Below are 17,959 nucleotides of genomic sequence, written 5' to 3'. Positions count from 1 at the left end.
GATCGGAGGTAACTCATGTCCGATGTGAAACCGATCCCCGAGGGCTATCCGGTGGTCTCGCCGGGATTGGCGATCGATGGGGCCGCTGCCGCCATCGACTTCTACAAGAATATTTTCGGCGCATCGGAGCGGATGCGCATGCCTGGACCGAACGGCAAGATCGCGCACTGCGAACTCACCTTCGGCAATTCACTCATCATGGTCGGCGATCCGGCCCCGGATATGGATTTCCTCGACCCGAAGACGGTCGGCGGGACGCCGGTCAATCTCTACGTCTATGTCGAGGACGCCGATGCCGCCTTCAGCGCCGCCCTCGCCGCGGGCGCCAAGGAACTCACCCCCATGACCACCCAGTTCTACGGCGATCGCAGTGGTGCGTTCGAGGATCCGTGGGGCCACCGGTGGACGGTGGCAACGCACGTCGAGGATGTGCCGCCGGATGAGATGGACCGGCGGATGGCCGAATTGTTCGGCGAGGGATGAGCGTTCGTGCGATCCGCCGCGCGGTGGGTGTGCCGCGCGGCGGATAGCGTGCTGGTTACCCCGCGACGATCGAGTCACCCTCGACGTGAACGGATTTCGGGGCGAGCGGCTGGGTGGCCGGGCCGTTGACCACCGACCCGTCGAGACCGAATTTGCTGCCGTGGCAGGCGCAGTTGATGGTGCCGCCGGAAACCGTCGCGACCTTGCAGCCCGCATGTGTGCAGGTCGAGGACAAGCCGACGAAGGATCCGGCCTTCGGTTGGGTCACCACCACATCGCCCTTGATCACACCGCCGCCGACCGGCACCTCGGCGGTCGAGGCAATGGCATTCGGCTGTCCGGCGGCCATATTCGGACCGGTCGATCCGGCGGCGGCCTTGGGGGGTTCTGCCGTGCTGCACGCGGTCAGCGCGGCCAGGGCGGCCGCCGCACCGGCGCCCGCGATTACCACGCGGCGGCGGTCGAGGACGAGATCATCATTGGTCATAACGGACTCCGATCAAAAGGTGATGCCGTTGACGATCGCCGTCGCATTCGGCGCGCGGCCGCCAGCACCGCTGTTCGCTCTGTCTACGTGGCAGACCAGGCGAGCGGTTCAACGCGACCTCCGCAGCAGCGTGTCGGTCCGTGACGTGAAGCGGCGGACCCGGTCCCCCTCATCGTCGTGGTGGCCGGGTCCGCCGCTGGGGGCGGCGCCTATCCGCGGGCGATGGCCTCGAAGACCAACGGATCGACGAGGGTCGACGTATCGCCGAGTTCTCGACCCTCTGCGACATCGCGGAGTAGGCGGCGCATGATCTTGCCGCTGCGGGTTTTCGGGAGTTCCGGGACGATATGGATCTCCCTCGGTCGGGCAATGGGGCTGATCTCCTGGGCGACAGCGGCTTTCAGCGCACCGATCAGCTCGTCGCCGGAATTGTGTGCGCCCGCGGTGAGAATGATGAAGGCGACGATGGCCTGTCCGGTGGTCGCATCATTCGCGCCGACCACGGCCGCCTCCGCGACCGCGGCATGTCCGACGAGGGCGGATTCGACCTCGGCGGTGGAGATGCGGTGGCCGGAGACGTTCATGACATCGTCGACCCGGCCGAGCACCCAGAGGTCGCCGTCGTCGTCGAGCTTGGCGCCGTCACCAGCGAAATACCAACCGCGGTCGGCGAATCGGTCCCAGTACGTCTCGCGGAACCGGTCCATATCACCCCAGATACCGCGCAGCATCGATGGCCACGGCTGATCGAGCACCAGCAGCCCGGAGCGGCCGCGGGCGAGTTCGGCGCCGTCGTCGTCGACGATCTCGGCGGAGATGCCGGGCAGCGGGGCCATGGCCGCACCCGGTTTGGTAGCCGTCACACCGGGTAGCGGGGAGATCATGATGGCACCGGTCTCGGTCTGCCACCAGGTGTCCACAATGGGAGTCCGATTGCCGCCCAACACCTCTCGGTACCAGCGCCAGGCTTCCGGATTGATCGGCTCGCCGACGCTGCCGAGCAGTCGCAGTGAGGTCAGGTCGTGCGCGTCGGGGATCTCGCGGCCCCACTTCATGAAGGTCCGCACCAGCGTGGGGGCGGTGTAATAGATGGTGACGCCGTACTTTTCGATGATGTCGAAATGCCGGTGCTCATCGGGGGAGTTGGGGGTGCCCTCGTAGACGACCTGGGTCGCGCGGTTGGCGAGCGGACCGTAGACGATATAGCTGTGTCCGGTCACCCAGCCGATATCGGCGGTGCACCAGTAGACGTCCTGTCCCGCTCGGTGATCGAAGACGTTGTGGTGGGTGTAGGCGGCCTGGGTCAGATAGCCTCCGGTGGTGTGCAGGATGCCCTTCGGCTTTCCGGTGGTGCCGGAGGTGTAGAGGATGAACAGCGGATGTTCGGCGTCGAAGGCTTGCGCCTGGTGATCGGGTGACGCGTCGGTGACGGTGTCGTGCCACCACAGATCGCGGCCCTCGGTCCACGGCACCTCGATATTGGTGCGGCGCACCACGAGTACGTGCTCGACGGTGTGCGTGCCATCGGCCAGTGCCTCGTCGACGGCGGCCTTCAGCGGTGCGGCGGTACCGCGCCGCCACTGTCCGTCGGTGGTGATCACCAATCGCGCCCCGGCATCGTCGACCCGCTGGCGCAGCGCGGTCGGCGAGAATCCGGCGAATACCACCGAATGGGTTAACCCGAGCCGGGCGCAGGCCAGCATGGCGACGATCGCCTCCGGCACCATCGGCATATAGATGGCGACCCGATCGCCGGTCCGCAGCCCGAGCGCGGTGAAATAGTTTGCCGCCCTTGATACTTCGGCGAGCAACTCGGCATAGGTGATATCGCGAGAGTCGCCCGGCTCGCCCTCCCAATGGATGGCCACCTGCTCGCCGTATCCGTCGAGTACGTGCCGGTCCACGCAGTTGTAGGCGACGTTGAGTCTGCCGTCGACGAACCATTTCGCGACGGGCGCGTCGCTCCAGTCGAGGACCTGCGTCCACGGTTGATGCCAGTGCAACCGCCGAGCCTGTTCGGCCCAGAACTCCAGCCGGTCGGCGGCGGCTCGATCGTACAGTGCCGCATCGGCATTGGCGCTCGCTGCGAATGCCGCATCCGGCGGGTAGGTGGTCGGGTCGGTGGTTGCACTGGTCAACGTCGATCAATCCTCTCGAAACAACTAAGGGCAGCAGGCGGATTCGGTCAGTGCACGACCGCCTTTTCCGCGCCGACACCGGTGAGCGAGCGAACCTCCATCTCGGCCTGCTTCGCCGGATCCTCCGACTTGCGCCCGCCGAGGAACGTGCCGACCACACCGAGTACGAAAGCCAGTGGGATGGAGACGATCCCCGGGTTCGACAGCGGGAACCAATCGAAATCCGAACCCGGAATCATCGAGGTCTTCGTCCCGGATACCGCGGGGGAGAACACGATCAGCACAATGGTCGAGATCAGGCCGCCGTACATGCTGAACAGCGCGCCGGTGGTATTGAACCGCTTCCAGAACAGCGAGAACACAATGGTCGGCAAATTCGCCGCCGCCGCGACCGCGAAGGCCAGCGCCACCAGGAAGGCGATGTTCTGACCGTTGGCCAGGATGCCGAGGCCGATGGCCAGCGCACCGATCACTACCGCGGTGATCCGGGAAACCCGGACCTGCTTGTTCTCGTCGACCTGCCCCTTCTTGATCACACTCGCGTAGATATCGTGTGCGAACGACGCCGACGCGGTGATGGTCAGGCCAGCGACGACCGCGAGGATGGTGGCGAAGGCGACGGCGGAAATAACGCCGAGCAGGATTACGCCGCCGAGTTCGAACGCCAGCAGCGGCGCCGCCGAATTCTGCCCGCCCGCCGCGGCGAGAATGCGATCCGGTCCGACAATGGCGGCCGCACCGTAACCGAGCACCAGGGTGAACAGGTAGAACGCGCCGATCAGGCCGATCGCCCAAACCACCGAGCGCCGCGCCTCTTTCGCGGTCGGCACGGTGTAGAAGCGCATCAGCACATGCGGCAGACCCGCGGTGCCGAGCACCAGCGCCAGACCGAGCGAGACGAAGTTCAGCTTGGAGGTCGCGCTGCCGCCGTACTGCGCGCCGGGAGCGAGCACGTCACGGGCGGCCACGCCCTTGGACTTCGAGCCGTGCACCGCATCCTGGGCCGAGCCGAGGATGTCGGAGAAGTTGAAGCCGAACTTGGCGAACACCATCATCGTCATCAGCGCCGCGCCGGTAATGAGCAGCACCGCCTTGATGATCTGCACCCATGTGGTGCCCTTCATGCCGCCGACCAGCACGTACACGATCATCAGCACGCCGACGACGGCAATGACGATGCTCTGTCCGGTCTTATCCGAGATGTCGAGCAGCAGCGCGACCAGACCGCCGGCGCCCGCCATCTGCGCAAGCAGATAGAACAGTGAAACCGCGAGCGTGGTCAGTGCGGCCGCGGTGCGGACCGGACCTTCCTTCAGCCGGAAGCTCAGCACATCCGCCATGGTGAATTTGCCGGTGTTCCTGAGCATTTCGGCGACCAGCAGCAGTGCGACCAACCAGGCCACCAGGAACCCGATCGAGTACAGGAACCCGTCGTAGCCGTAGACTGCGATGGCACCCGCGATGCCGAGAAAGCTTGCGGCGGAAAGGTAATCGCCCGCGATGGCGATGCCGTTCTGCGGGCCGGAGAAGCCGCGGCCGCCGGTGAAGTAGTCGGCGGCGGTGCGGTTATTGCGGCTGGCCCGGATCACCACGACCATCGTGATCGCCACGAACAGGCCGAAAATGCCGATATTCGCGGCGGGATTGCCGACCGTCTCCGCGGCCGACAGGTATTGGGTCCTCACGCCTGGTCTCCCTCGAGGTAGTTGCGGATCGACGCGGCGCGCGGATCGAGTTCCTTATTGGCGAACCGGACATACAGCCAGGTGATCACGAACGTCGAGACGAATTGCCCGAGGCCGAGCAGTAGACCGAGGTTGATATCGCCGATGACCTGGGTGGCCATGAAGTCGTGCGCGTAGGCGCCGAGCAGCACATAGCTCAGGTACCAGACCAGGAACAGCGCGGTCATCGGAAAGATGAAGCGGCGCAACCGGCTTCGCAATTCCTGGAACTGGGGACTCGACTGGACGGCGGCGAAATCCTGCGCCGTCGGCGTGCGCCGCGGTGGCGTGCCGTCTTTGTCGAGGTCGATACTGGTCATCGCGGGTCCTAGCGTGTGACGTGACTTACTGTCCGCCGACCATAAGGGGACGCCCGTGAAGGATTCATGATGTGGCGTGGATCACTCTGTGAAGGCGCCGGTTTGTGCGGTGAACGGTCGACTGGCCGCGACGAACGGTCAGCGGCTCAGCCCGATGGCGCGCTCGCGGTCCGCGCCCATACCGAGCCGCTCGGGCGCGTGCATCCGGACGAAGATGCGCCCAACCGTGCGCGGACCCTGACCCCGCGTCAGCACGCTGACCAGGATCATCGCCGCGAATGCCAGCGGTACGCTGAGCGCGGCCGGATAGCCGAGAACGGCCGCGAGCCAGCCGTTCGCCAGCTCGTCGGAGATGCCGCCGGTCACCGAAACCGCCGTCGCGCCGCCCGCCGCCAGACCGCCCGCGATCAGTCCGGTGGCCGCGCCCTTGGCCGTCAGACCACGCCACCAGATGCCGAGCACCAGCAGTGGACACAGTGTCGAGGCGGCGACCGAAAAGGCAAGGGCGACAGTGCGGGACAGATCCAGCGAGACCACCATGACCGAAACCGCGAGCGGCACAGCACCGGCGAATACCGCCGCGGCCCGGAAATCGCGAATCCGTCCGCGCAGCATATCCGTACTGAGCACTCCCGCGATGCTGACCAGCAGACCGGACGAAGTCGAAAGGAACGCCGCGATGGCACCCGCCGCGGCCAGTGCCGCAAGGAGTTGTCCCGGCAGGCCCGCCAGCACCGACCCGGGCAGCAGCACCACGGCGGCATCGGAGGTGCCGGTGATCAGCAACTGTGGCACGTACAGCCGCGCGAAAACCCCCAGCAGAATGGGGAAGAGGTAGAACACTCCGACCAGACCGATCACCGCTAGCGCGGTCGTACGCGCCGCGCGTCCATCGGGATTCGTATAGAACCGCACCAGCACGTGCGGAAGTCCCATCGTGCCCAGGAAAGTGGCGATGATCAGCGAATACACCTGGTAGGTGGGATGGGTGCCGCCGAATCCGCCGCCGGGTGCCAGCCAGGCGGCACCGTCGGTCGGCGCTCCGGCCACCACCGGCACGGCCGAGCCCGCCTCCAGGGTCAGCTCGGTGCCCGCCGCCAGTTCGTGTGCGCCGGGTGTGAGCAGGACCGGACCGTCCACCGCGCGCCCGTCGAGCGTGCCGGTGATCGAAACCTGTTGCGGCGCACCGATCCGCACCAGCACGCCGGTGCTGACATCAACCGTGGTGCGCTCGGTGACCACCGGGGGAGCCGGTGTGCCGAGTTCCCGATCCTCGGCCAGGAAATGTCCGAGCAGCACCAGTGCGGGAATCGCCACGGCGGTCAGCTTCAGCCAGTACTGGAAGGCCTGCACCAGCGTGATCGACCGCATACCGCCACCGGCCACATTCGCGATGATGATCGCGCCAACCGCCACCGCGCCGACCCATTTCGGCACATTCAGCAGGATATGCAGCGTGAGCCCCGCGCCCTGGAACTGCGGAATGAGATACACCCCGCAGACCAGCACCACAACGACCGCGGCCAGCCTGCGCAGCCGCAGCGAGCCGAGCCGGAATTCCGCGAAATCGGGCACCGTATACGCGCCGGACCGCCGCAGCGGCGCGGCCACGAACAGCAGTAGTCCGAGATATCCCGCGGTGAACCCGACCGGATACCAGAGCGCGTCCGCGCCGTATTTCGCGATCAGTCCCGCGACACCGAGAAATGAAGCGGCCGAGAGGTATTCGCCGGAGATCGCCGCGGCATTCCAGCGCGGCCCGACGCTGCGTGAGGCGACCAGGAAGTCGGAGGTGGTGCGCGCCAACCGAACACCGTAGACGCCGATCGCGATCGTGGCGAGGGCGGCGAACAGCAATGCGAAAACCGTCAGCGCGGGGGCCGTCGCCGTGTTCATGGCACGCTTCGATCCGTTCCGGGATCCGGTCGGCTCAGTCGCATCTGTCAGTCCTCGGCCAAATCCAGGAAGTCCTGCTCATTGCGTTCGGCGAGTCGGACATACAGCCGCCCGACGCCGTAGAGCACCGGATACACCGCAATACCGAGCAGCAACCACGGTAGCCGCACGCCGAGCAGAACAAACGATCCCGCCGACCCGAGTCGGAAAAGCACCGGGAGCGAACACAATACGAGCACCATGACCAATCCGACCCGCACCGCCAACCCCAACTGCGCCCGAATCAGCCCGCCGATCAGTGCTTCGCCGATCTCGGTCTGTTCGACCACCTCCGTGCGGGTCCGCACGCGTCGCGCGCCACGGCGTTCGGCGAGCACGACGCGCTGTCTGGTCGGACGCTGCGGTGTGGTCACGGGTTCGTCCACTGCTGTCGCGGCCCGTGCACCAGCCGCTGCTTCAGCTCCCGCACCTGTCGACGGCTGACCGGCAACTCCACCGCCGCGGCATTCCCGTCGGCCCGCAGCCGGACCACGGTTCCGGTGCCGACCGTGCGCAGCCCGGTCACCAGCCGAAGCGCCACCAGATAGGACCGATGCACCCGCAGGAATCCGGCGTTCTCCCAGCGGGATTCCAACGCCGACAACGGGATTCGCACCAGATGCGAGCCGCCGCTGGTGTGCAATCGCGCGTAGTCCCCCTCCGCTTCCACCCAGCTCACGCTCGACCGGTGCACCAAGGTGGTGACCCCACCCAACTCGACCGGGATCACCTCATTGGGATCGCCGCGCGGTGCCGCGACGGCCGGGGCCGGTGTCGCGCGTGCCGTGACGATCCGGCGCACCGCCTCCGCCAACCGCGCCTCGCGCAGCGGTTTGAGCAGATAGTCCACCGCCCCCAGATCGAAGGCCGCGATCGCCTGATCGTCGTGGGCGGTCACGAAAACCACGGCGGGCGGGTTCGCGAACTCGGACAGGATGCCAGCCAGTTCCATACCGTCCAGCCCGGGCATATTGATATCGAGGAATACCGCGTCGATCGGATGTGCCCGCATCAGCCGCAATGCGCTGGTCGCATCGTTCGCGCTGTGGATGTCACCGACCCCCGGCTGCGTGCGCAGCAAATACACCAGCTCGTCCAGAGCGGGCTTCTCGTCGTCCACGGCGAGCACACGCAGTGCGGCGGCGGACTGGTCGGTGGTCCGGGTCACAGTCGTTCCATCGTAAGCGGACCCTGTTCACCGCTGAGTCCGATGTCGACACCGGGTGCGAATCGGGGCTGGCTTCGCCCGCTTCGACCCGGGCAACCGCACCGTGCATGCGGGTGGGTCAAGCCTGGATGCCAGCGCGGAACTTCGGGACGCGCAGACTCACCTTCGTGCCCGCGCCGGGGGCCGTCTCCACGATCAGGCCGTAGTCATTGCCGAAGGCCGCCCGCAGCCGGTCATCGACATTGGCCAGACCCACATGGGCCGATTCGCCGGAACCCGCTGGCCCGGTTCCGGTTTCGATGGCATCGAGGGCGCCGGAGCGCAGCAGATCCGGATCCATCCCGATGCCGTCGTCCTCGACGCTGATCACGCAGTCGGTGCCCGCATCCGTCGCGACAATCGTGACCGTGCCGCCGCGCGTCGCCCCGGCCAAACCGTGCCGAACCGCGTTCTCCACCAACGGTTGCAGCGCCAGGAACGGCAGTACGACGCCGAGTACCTCCGGTGCGATCTGCAACCGTACCTGCAACGCATCACCGAATCGGGCGCGCTCCAGCGCCAGATATCGCTCGATATTGCGCAGTTCGTCGGACAGCAGTGTGAATTCGCCCGCGGCACGGAAGGAATATCGGGTGAAGTCCGCGAATTCCAGGATCAGCTCGCGCGCCCGATCCGGGTCGGTACGCACAAAGGACGCGACGGTATTGAGCGCGTTGTAGATGAAATGTGGGCTGATCTGGGCCCGCAGCGCGCGCACCTCGGCGCGATCGAGCCTGGCCCGCGAGGCGTCCAATTCCGCCAATTCCAGCTGCCCACAGGCATATCGGGCCACCTCGGCGACCGCACCCAGCCGCCCAGGCTCCGGCTTCCCAGTGGTCACCACGCCCAAAGCCCCTGCCACCCCGGCATTTTCGATGAGCAGTGGCTGTGCGATCAGCGTCCGCCCGGCATGTTCACTGCGACCCGGCCCCGACACCAGCACCGGCCGCTCGGTCGCCACCGCCCGCCTGGCCGCATCGGCGAAGGGTTCGGCCAGATCCGAATGCGGCCCGTCCCAAGCCAGCAATGTGCCATCGGGATCGGCGACGCCCAACGCGTCGGCTCCGGTGAGTGTGCGCAGATGCGGCGCGGCCTCTTGGGCGGATCGATCGTTCAACCCCTGCCGCAACGGTCGCGCGGCCAGCGACGCCGTATGCAGTGCGCTGTACACCGCCCGCTCGGCCGGAGTGGTCACCACCCGCCGCGTCCGCGACCAGACCAGCAGCGCACCGACGATCAATACCGCCCCCGCGACGACCGCGACACCGGCGGTCGTCATCGCCCACCCTCCGAACGTCTCAGCCACCTCATCGCCCGATTATCGCGGCGGCCGACCGAATCCGCGCCCGACAGCACCGATGCAACCGCGCTCGAGCGCGGGCTCGCGTAGTGTCGAGCGATCCGCGGAACACCCCACTGTCGCGGAAATCGGACAGCCGCAATAGTGGTTCGCGAGACGCGCCGGTGATCTTCACCACCGACACGCCGAGCACCTGCGTGAGCCCGGTGTGGCAGGCCGAACTAGTCGGTGGGGGCCCCTAGAATCGCTACACCAACCCCCGTCGAGACCTTGGGAGGAAGGACCGTCTTGGCCGCCTCGTCCGGATCGTTCGTTCACCTGCACAACCACACCGAGTACTCCATGCTCGATGGTGCGGCCAAAATCTCTCCGCTCTTCGCCGAGGCAAAGCGGCTGGGCATGAACGCGGTCGGGATGACCGACCACGGCAATATGTACGGGGCCTCGGAGTTCTACAACTCCGCCAAGAAGGCCGATATCAAGCCGATCATCGGCATCGAGGCCTACATCGCACCGGGTTCCCGGTTCGACACCAAGCGCGTGCAGTGGGGTGATCCCAGCCAGAAGGGCGACGACGTCTCCGGTTCCGGCGCCTACACGCATATGACCATGGTCGCGGAGAACGCGACCGGTCTGCACAACCTGTTCAAGCTGTCCTCGCTCGCCTCGCTGGAAGGTCAGCTCGGCAAGTGGGCGCGCATGGACGAGGAGATCATCGCCGAGCACGCCGCGGGCATCATCGCCACCACCGGCTGCCCGTCGGGTGAGGTGCAGACCCGGCTGCGTCTCGGCCACGACCGCGAGGCCCTGGAGGCCGCGGCCAAATGGCAGGAGATCTTCGGACCGGACAATTTCTTCCTCGAGATCATGGACCACGGCCTGTCCATCGAGCGCCGGGTCCGCGAGGGCCTGCTCGAGATCGGCAAGAAGCTCGGAATCCGGCCGCTGGCCACCAACGACTGCCATTACGTCACCAAGGACGCCTCGACCAATCACGAGGCGCTGCTGTGCATCCAGACCGGTAAAACCCTCAGCGACCCAACGCGTTTCAAGTTCGACGGCGATGGCTACTACCTGAAGTCCGCGGAGGAGATGCGGGCGATCTGGGATATGGAAGTGCCCGGCGCCTGCGATTCCACCCTGTTGATCGCCGAGCGGGTGCAGTCCTACGACGAGGTGTGGCAGCACCGCGACCGGATGCCGATCTTCCCGGTGCCCGATGGCCACGACCAGGCCAGCTGGCTGCGCCATGAGGTCGACCTCGGACTGCGCCGCCGCTTCCCGGACGGCGCGCCGCAGGAATATCTGGACCGCGCCCAGTACGAGATCGGCGTCATCCTGGAGATGGGCTTCCCGGCCTACTTCCTCGTCGTCGGCGACCTGATCAACCATGCTCGCGAGGTCGGCATCCGAGTCGGTCCCGGCCGTGGTTCGGCGGCCGGTTCGCTGGTCGCCTACGCGCTCGGCATCACCAATATCGACCCGATTCCGCACGGTCTGCTCTTCGAACGGTTCCTCAATCCCGAGCGCGTATCGATGCCCGATATCGATATCGACTTCGACGATCGCCGTCGCGGTGAGATGGTCCGCTACGCGAGTGAGAAGTGGGGCGCCGACCGGGTCGCCCAGGTCATCACCTTCGGCACCATCAAGACCAAGGCGGCCATCAAGGACTCGGCGCGCGTGCTGTTCGGTCAGCCCGGTTTCGCCATCGCCGACCAGATCACCAAGGCGCTGCCGCCGCCGATCATGGCCAAGGACATCTCGGTATCCGGTATCACCGATCCGGAGCACGAGCGGTACAAGGAGGCCGCCGAGGTTCGCGAACTCATCGCGAGCAATCCGGATGTCGCCAAGATCTACGAAACGGCGCGCGGTCTCGAGGGGCTGATCCGCAACGCGGGTGTACACGCCTGCGCGGTCATCATGTCCTGTGATCCGCTCACCGATGCGATCCCGGTCTGGAAGCGACCACAGGACGGTGCGCTCATCACCGGCTGGGACTATCCGTCGTGTGAGGCCATCGGCCTGCTGAAGATGGACTTCCTCGGTCTGCGCAACCTGACCGTGATCGGCGACGCGCTGGAGAATATCCAGGCCAACCGCGGCATCGACCTGGATATGGATCGGTTGCCGCTCGACGATTCGCGCACCTACGAATTGCTTTCCCGCGGTGACACTCTCGGCGTATTCCAGCTCGATGGTGGGCCCATGCGCGATCTGCTGCGCCGCATGCAGCCGACCGCGTTCGAGGACATCGTGGCCGTCGGCGCGCTGTACCGCCCAGGCCCGATGGGCATGAACGCGCACAACGACTACGCCGACCGCAAGAACGACCGGCAGGAAGTCAAGCCGATCCACCCGGAGCTGGAGGAACCGCTCAAGGAGATTCTCGGCGAGACCTACGGCCTGATCGTCTACCAAGAGCAGATCATGCACGTCGCGCAGAAAGTGGCCGGGTACTCGCTCGGTCGAGCAGATATTCTGCGCCGCGCGATGGGTAAGAAGAAGGCCGAGGTGCTTGCCGCGGAGTTCGAGGGCTTCGAGGCGGGCATGCAGGCCAATGGATATTCCAAGGCGGCCATCAAGGCGCTGTGGGACACCATCCTTCCGTTCGCCGGTTACGCGTTCAACAAATCACACGCCGCCGCCTACGGCCTGATCTCCTATTGGACCGCATATCTCAAGGCGAACTATCCCGCCGAATATATGGCGGCTCTGCTCACCTCCGTCGGCGACGATAAGGACAAGGCAGCGGTCTACCTGTCCGATTGCCGCCGCCTCGGCATCACCGTGCTGCCGCCGGATGTCAACGAATCCGAGATGAACTTCGCCTCGGTGGGCAAGGACATCCGCTTCGGCCTCGGCGCGGTGCGCAATGTCGGCGCCAATGTCGTCTCCTCGATCATCCAGGCGCGCAAGGAGAAGTCGAAGTTCACCGATTTCTCGGACTATCTGAACAAGATCGACGCCATCGCCTGCACCAAGAAGGTCACCGAATCCCTTATCAAGGCAGGCGGATTCGATTCCCTCGGACATCCGCGCAAGGGTCTGCTGCTGGTGCACTCCGATGCCATCGATGCGGTGATGTCCACCAAGAAGGCCGAGGCGATCGGCCAGTTCGATCTGTTCGGCGGGCTGGACGACGGTGACGAATCGGTGGCCTCGGTCTTCAATGTGAAGGTGCCCGACGAAGAGTGGGAGACCAAGCACAAGCTGGCGCTCGAGCGGGAAATGCTCGGCCTGTACGTGTCCGGCCATCCGCTCAACGGCGTAGAGCATGTGCTTGCGGCACAGGCGGATACGGCGATTCCGGCCATTCTCGAGGGCGATATCAAGGACGGCACCCAGGTGACCATCGGCGGCATCCTCGCCTCGGTCAACCGCCGCATCAATAAGAACGGACTGGCCTGGGCCTCGGCGCAGATCGAGGATCTGACCGGTGGTATCGAGGTCTTGTTCTTCCCGCAGGCGTATTCGGTGTACGGCGCGGATGTGGTGGAGGACGCGGTCGTGCTGGTGAAGGCAAGGGTGTCGGTGCGTGATGACCGGATCTCCTTGATCGCCAATGATCTCGCCGTCCCCGATCTCTCCTCCATCGGTGTGGCCAAGCCGCTGGCGGTCGTCATGCCGACGCGGCTGTGCACGCCGGACAAGATCGGCGAACTCAAGCGCATCCTGTCCAGACATCCGGGCACCGCGGACGTGCACGTCCGCCATGTGGGCGCACGCGACAATACGTCACTGTGGAAATTGGATGACAGCCTGCGGGTTTCACCGTCCTCGGCCCTGATGGGAGACCTGAAGGCTCTGCTCGGTCCAGGTTGCCTCGCGAATTAGGGACGGGGCGAAGTGCCAACTGCCCGTGCCCGATCCGCTGGGCTGACCGCATCGACTTGCTGTGCCCGACGGTGTAGTGCGGCTGCCCAGGCGACGGTGGTGAGTGCCGCGAAGCCGAGGATCACGCCGATCCAGGCGATCGACGGGTAGCCGAGACCGCCGTCGATGGCCAGGCCGCCGAGCCACGGGCCGACGGTGATGCCGACATTGAATGCGGAGAAGTTCACTGCGGTCGCGAGGGTTGGTGCGGCCCCGGCCAGTGCGAATACCCGAGTGTTCAGTGCCGGATTCGTGGCGAATCCGAAGGCGCCCAAGAGGAATACGAGGACTACAACCGGTGCGGGCATGGTCGCGGTCAGCGCCAGCACTGCCGAGCTGATGATAACCCCGATCATGCCGATCGTCAGTACGCGGAAGGGATGGGCATCGGCAGCGCGACCGCCGAGCGTGATGCCGATCAGTGCGCCGATGCCGTACAGCGTGAGCACCAAGGGAATCCAGCTCTCGGCGATTCCGGTGGTGCGGGCCAGGAGTGCGCCGAGGTAGGCGAAGATGACCATTAGCGCGCCGATGGAGAGCGCGGTTGTGCTGTAGGACAGCCAGAGGCGCGGGTTGGCCATGGTGCGTAGTTCGCTGCGCAGGTTCGGCACCTCGGCGGGGCGTCCGCCCGGAATCTTGGCCGCCACCCCGGCCATGGCCAGCGCGGACAGGATGGCGACCGCCCAGAACGCGGCCTGCCAGCCCAGATGCTGGCCGATCACCGTACCCGCCGGGAGCCCGACGATGCTGGCCACAGTAATCCCGCCCGCGACAATGCTCATCGCCCGACCGCGCGCGTTCTCGGGCACCAGACTCAGCGCCGTGGTCGCCGCGACCGCCCAGAATCCGGCGTAGACGAATGCGCCGACCACCCTGGTCCCGAACAGTACCCAGTAGCCCGGTGTCAACGCGGCTACCACATGCGCGGCGATGAACACCCCGAGGAAAGCCAGCAGTGCGGTGCGGTGCGGCCAGCGCAGGGTGAGCACGGCCAATGCGGGCGCGCCTACCAGCATGCCCAGTGCGAATGCCGAAATCAGCAGGCCCGCTTGGGGGATGGAGACGCCCAGGTCTGTGGCCATCTGGGTGAGCAAGCCGGAGAGCATGAGCTCCGAGGTGCCCTGGGCGAAGATGGATAGCCCGAGTATGTAGACGGCGAATGGCATTGGGAGCCCCTTCTGATTTTAGATTGATCAGTTCAAAACTAAGGCAAAACCGCTTTACCCGCAGCAGCCCGAGCAGTCGGGCAGCGCGGCACGTGTCGAATGCTGTGCTGGATGAGTCGATGACGCGCCGGTGATCTGGTTCCGGCTATTGCGCCGCTGATTCGGCCTTCGTGGTAGCCGAGGTCGGCGTCAGAGCACGCTCAATGCTGTCGTCGCGATCGCCTCCAGCGTGCCCTTATCGGCTCCACCGCGCGCCGCGACGCGCATACCGCTGATCATGGTGACCACGAACTGCGCCAGCGTGCGGGCCTCTTTGCTCGCATCGATCTCGCCGGACCGCTGACCCGCCCGGATAACCGCGGTCAATGCGTCGAGCCTGCGCTCCAGATCGGTGCGCAATGTCGCCGCCACATCCGGATCACGCGGTGCCAACTCGACTGTCGAGTTGACGACCAGGCAGCCGATGGGATCGTCGGCCGGTGCGTCGATGGTCTGGCGCAATAGCGTGCGGATTTTCGCTCGCGCGGGGAGGTCGCTGTCGAGCACTTCGAAGATCGAGGCGTTCTTGCTGCTCATGTATCGCCGCAGTGCCCGATCGAACAGCTCGTGCTTACTCGTGAAGGTGTTGTAGATACTGCTTCGACCCAAACCTGTTGCCTCGCAGAGATCTTGGGTCGAGGTGCCCTCGTAGCCCGCGGACCAGAACGCCCGCATGGCCGCGTCCACCGCCCGGTCCTCGTCGAATGCCTTCGGTCGCGCCATGGGTGCAGGCTAGCATATTTTGAACTAATCAGTCCAATATTGCTACGGTGAGACCGCGATGCCGAGTGAGAGCGCCGCGAGGAACTTCGGTCCGTCCGCGTAGAACTCGTCGAGCTCGCGAATTTCGAATCCGGCGCTCTCGACGGTGCCGCGAATATCGCGATCGAGATTGCAACCGCCCGCGATCGCCTTCTCGATCGGATTCAAGCGGTGCTGCCATGCCTGGACGCCCGGATCCGGCGCGAGCCCGTGTTCGACGAAATGCAGGGTCCCGCCGGGGACGAGCACCCGACGCACCTCGGCCAGCGCGGCCGCGATATCCGGAATGGTGCACATCGTCCAGGTCGAGAGTGCGGAGTCGAAGCTGTTATCGGCGAAGGGGAGCGACTGGCCGTCGAGCCCGGCGCGTTCGATCGGCACGGTGGCCTCGGCCAGGCGCTTATCCGCCAGACGCCAGCCGAGGTCGGCGGGTTCCACGGCACTGACCGACTCGACGGCGGCCGGATAAAAGGGGATGTTCAGCCCCGATCCGAAGCCGATTTCCAGCACCCGCCCATGCAGCCCGGCGCAGGCGCGCTCGCGCTGCGGATTGTTCATCTTGGCCCCGCAGACCAGATTCACCAGCCGTGGCACGACCTGATCGCTGTAGATGCCCACGCACTCACTCTCTCAGGGTCGGTGTGTCGCAGGCAATGATCAGCTGGTCGAAAGGGCGCAACCAATGTCGCCGGGCCGCATGACCGGTGACATGCGATGCTGACTCGGTGACCTTGTTCGAGGTGTGGGCCCCGCGACCGGAACGGGTGCGTATCGAGGTCGATGGCGCCGTGCATCCGATGACCAGGTCCGGCGACGGTTGGTGGCGGGCCGAAGTGCTCGCGGTACCGGGCATGCGTTACGGCTATCTGCTCGACGACGATCCGACCGTCCTGCCCGACCCGCGCTCGGTTCGGCAGCCCGACGGCGTGCACGGCCGCTCGGCGGTACACGCCCTCGATCCGGCCGGATGGACCGATGCGGGCTGGACCGGCCGCCCGCTGGCGGGTGCGATCATCTACGAACTGCATCTGGGCACCTTCACCCCGGAGGGCACCTTCGACGCCGCCGCCGAGCGTCTCGACCATCTCGTCGAACTCGGCGTCACCATGGTCGAGTTGATGCCGGTCAATGCCTTCGACGGCAGCCACAATTGGGGCTACGACGGTGTGCTCTGGTATGCGGTGCACGAGCCCTACGGCGGCCCGGAAGGTTTGCAGCGCTTCGTGAATGCCTGCCATGCAAAGGGTTTGGCGGTCGCCCTCGATGTCGTCTACAACCATCTCGGACCCTCCGGCAACTATCTGCCCCGCTTCGCGCCCTATCTGACCGAGGGCCGCAACACCTGGGGGCAAAGCCTCAATCTGGACGGTCCCGCCTCGGATCCGGTGCGCCGCTTCATAATCGAGAACGCCCTGCGCTGGCTGCGCGATTTCCATATCGACGCCCTGCGCCTGGATGCGGTGCACGCACTCGTCGACCGCACCGCCACCCATCTGCTCGCCGAACTGGCCGCCGAAACCGAATCCCTTGCGGCACATGTGCATAGGCCACTGACCTTGATCGCGGAGAGCGACCTCAACGATCCGCGTCTCATCACCCCGCGCGCGGCGGGTGGTTACGGCCTGACCGGCCAATGGAACGACGACCTGCACCACGCGGTGCACACCGCGGTTTCCGGTGAGCGACAGGGCTACTACGCCGATTTCGGTTCGCTGCGCTGTCTCGCCCAGACACTGACGCGCGGATTCTTCCACGCCGGAACCTACTCCAGCTTCCGCGGTCGCGTGCACGGCCGCCCGATCGACGCTCGACTCATTCCGGCGAGTGCGCTGCTCGCCTACACCTGCACCCATGATCAGATCGGCAATCGGGCGATCGGTGACCGGCCAAGCGCCTACCTGACCGACGGACAGCTGGCGATCAAGGCCGCGCTGGTGCTGTTCTCGGCATACACGCCCATGCTGTTCATGGGGGAGGAATGGGGCGCGCGCACCCCGTTCCAGTTCTTCACCTCGCATACCGATCCGTTGATCGCGTCCGCCACCGCGACCGGCCGCAAGCAGGAATTCGCCGAACACGGCTGGGACAGTCACGAGGTTCCAGACCCGCAGGACCCCGCAACCTTCCTTCGGTCGAAGCTGGATTGGTCCGAACTCGAACATGATCGCCACGCACGGCTGCTGTCCTGTTATCGAACGCTGATCGGTTTGCGACGCGAGCGCGCCGAAATAACGGACCCGTGGCTCACCCAGGTATCTGTCGACTACGACGAGCACGCCCGCTGGATCGCGGTGCATCGTGGCCCGCTGACTTTGCTGTGCAATCTCTCCGAAGAGCAGGTCAGCGTGCCTATCGCCGGTCTTTCGCTGCTGTCGTGGGAACCGGCGACCGAAGGCGTCTCCGCGACGGAGATACCGGGGCACTCCTTCGTGATACTCGCGGGCGCATAGCGGAACCCCAGCTCGGATAGCGATTGCCGAAAACATGCTGAATATAACTGTCCGAGACACAATATTGCC

General features: G+C 65.7%; 14 protein-coding genes. 3 read left to right on the top strand and 11 right to left on the bottom strand.

Going from position 1 to position 17,959, the window contains the following annotated elements:
- The first annotated feature begins 15 nt into the window (after nucleotides 1-15).
- A complete protein-coding gene (locus tag NA5_RS21085) occupies nucleotides 16-483 on the top strand; it encodes a VOC family protein (protein WP_062988659.1) in 468 nt (155 codons plus the stop codon).
- Between the two features lie 55 nt (nucleotides 484-538).
- Here the strand turns inward: NA5_RS21085 and NA5_RS21080 are convergent, their stop codons facing one another.
- The 8 genes from NA5_RS21080 to NA5_RS21045 form a co-directional block, all read right to left on the bottom strand.
- Nucleotides 539-970: a Rieske (2Fe-2S) protein gene (locus NA5_RS21080; protein ID WP_062988657.1), complete on the bottom strand. Its 432-nt coding sequence runs from the start codon at nucleotides 968-970 to the stop codon at nucleotides 539-541.
- A gap of 209 nt (nucleotides 971-1,179) precedes the next feature.
- Nucleotides 1,180-3,108, bottom strand: coding sequence for an acetate--CoA ligase (gene acs / locus NA5_RS21075; protein WP_062988655.1), 1,929 nt, complete (start codon nucleotides 3,106-3,108; stop codon nucleotides 1,180-1,182).
- A gap of 47 nt (nucleotides 3,109-3,155) precedes the next feature.
- Nucleotides 3,156-4,793 carry a monocarboxylic acid transporter gene (locus NA5_RS21070; RefSeq protein WP_062988653.1) on the bottom strand — a complete coding sequence of 546 codons (1,638 nt, stop codon included), beginning with the start codon at nucleotides 4,791-4,793 and terminating at the stop codon, nucleotides 3,156-3,158.
- Nucleotides 4,790-5,152 (bottom strand): DUF485 domain-containing protein, encoded by a 363-nt coding sequence (locus tag NA5_RS21065; RefSeq protein ID WP_062988651.1) that lies wholly within the window; start codon nucleotides 5,150-5,152, stop codon nucleotides 4,790-4,792. The genes NA5_RS21070 and NA5_RS21065 overlap by 4 nt, the downstream gene beginning before the upstream one ends.
- A 138-nt stretch (nucleotides 5,153-5,290) precedes the next feature.
- On the bottom strand, nucleotides 5,291-7,048 hold the full coding sequence (locus NA5_RS21060; protein WP_062988649.1) for a sodium/solute symporter: 1,758 nt from the start codon (nucleotides 7,046-7,048) through the stop codon (nucleotides 5,291-5,293).
- A gap of 47 nt (nucleotides 7,049-7,095) precedes the next feature.
- Nucleotides 7,096-7,461, bottom strand: a complete 366-nt coding sequence (locus tag NA5_RS21055) for a hypothetical protein (protein WP_157110548.1) — start codon at nucleotides 7,459-7,461, stop codon at nucleotides 7,096-7,098.
- Entirely contained in the window at nucleotides 7,458-8,255 is a 798-nt protein-coding gene (locus tag NA5_RS21050) for a LytR/AlgR family response regulator transcription factor (RefSeq protein WP_062988645.1), read from the bottom strand. The genes NA5_RS21055 and NA5_RS21050 overlap by 4 nt, the downstream gene beginning before the upstream one ends.
- 118 nt (nucleotides 8,256-8,373) lie before the next feature.
- Nucleotides 8,374-9,573 carry a sensor histidine kinase gene (locus tag NA5_RS21045; RefSeq protein WP_062988643.1) on the bottom strand — a complete coding sequence of 400 codons (1,200 nt, stop codon included), beginning with the start codon at nucleotides 9,571-9,573 and terminating at the stop codon, nucleotides 8,374-8,376.
- Between the two features lie 309 nt (nucleotides 9,574-9,882).
- Here NA5_RS21045 and dnaE point away from each other — a divergent pair, with 309 nt between their 5' ends.
- Nucleotides 9,883-13,434 (top strand): DNA polymerase III subunit alpha, encoded by a 3,552-nt coding sequence (dnaE, locus tag NA5_RS21040; RefSeq protein ID WP_084484301.1) that lies wholly within the window; start codon nucleotides 9,883-9,885, stop codon nucleotides 13,432-13,434.
- Here dnaE and NA5_RS21035 read toward each other — a convergent pair.
- From NA5_RS21035 to NA5_RS21025, 3 genes are all read right to left on the bottom strand, one after another.
- On the bottom strand, nucleotides 13,431-14,639 hold the full coding sequence (locus NA5_RS21035; RefSeq protein ID WP_062988641.1) for a Cmx/CmrA family chloramphenicol efflux MFS transporter: 1,209 nt from the start codon (nucleotides 14,637-14,639) through the stop codon (nucleotides 13,431-13,433). The genes dnaE and NA5_RS21035 overlap by 4 nt on opposite strands.
- Before the next feature lie 189 nt (nucleotides 14,640-14,828).
- On the bottom strand, nucleotides 14,829-15,401 hold the full coding sequence (locus tag NA5_RS21030; RefSeq protein ID WP_062988639.1) for a TetR/AcrR family transcriptional regulator: 573 nt from the start codon (nucleotides 15,399-15,401) through the stop codon (nucleotides 14,829-14,831).
- Nucleotides 15,402-15,443: 42 nt separating this feature from the next.
- A complete protein-coding gene (locus NA5_RS21025) occupies nucleotides 15,444-16,058 on the bottom strand; it encodes a class I SAM-dependent methyltransferase (protein WP_062988637.1) in 615 nt (204 codons plus the stop codon).
- Nucleotides 16,059-16,165: 107 nt separating this feature from the next.
- On the opposite strand from NA5_RS21025, the gene treZ reads away from it, so the two are divergent.
- Nucleotides 16,166-17,890, top strand: a complete 1,725-nt coding sequence (gene treZ, locus NA5_RS21020) for a malto-oligosyltrehalose trehalohydrolase (protein WP_062988635.1) — start codon at nucleotides 16,166-16,168, stop codon at nucleotides 17,888-17,890.
- Nucleotides 17,891-17,959 lie beyond the last annotated feature (69 nt).

The sequence above is a fragment of the Nocardia anaemiae NBRC 100462 genome, from assembly GCF_001612725.1.
GTDB classification, from domain to species: domain Bacteria; phylum Actinomycetota; class Actinomycetes; order Mycobacteriales; family Mycobacteriaceae; genus Nocardia; species Nocardia anaemiae.
The sequence above is the reverse complement of the archived record's forward strand: the minus strand, read 5'-3'. Positions and strand labels throughout refer to the sequence as shown.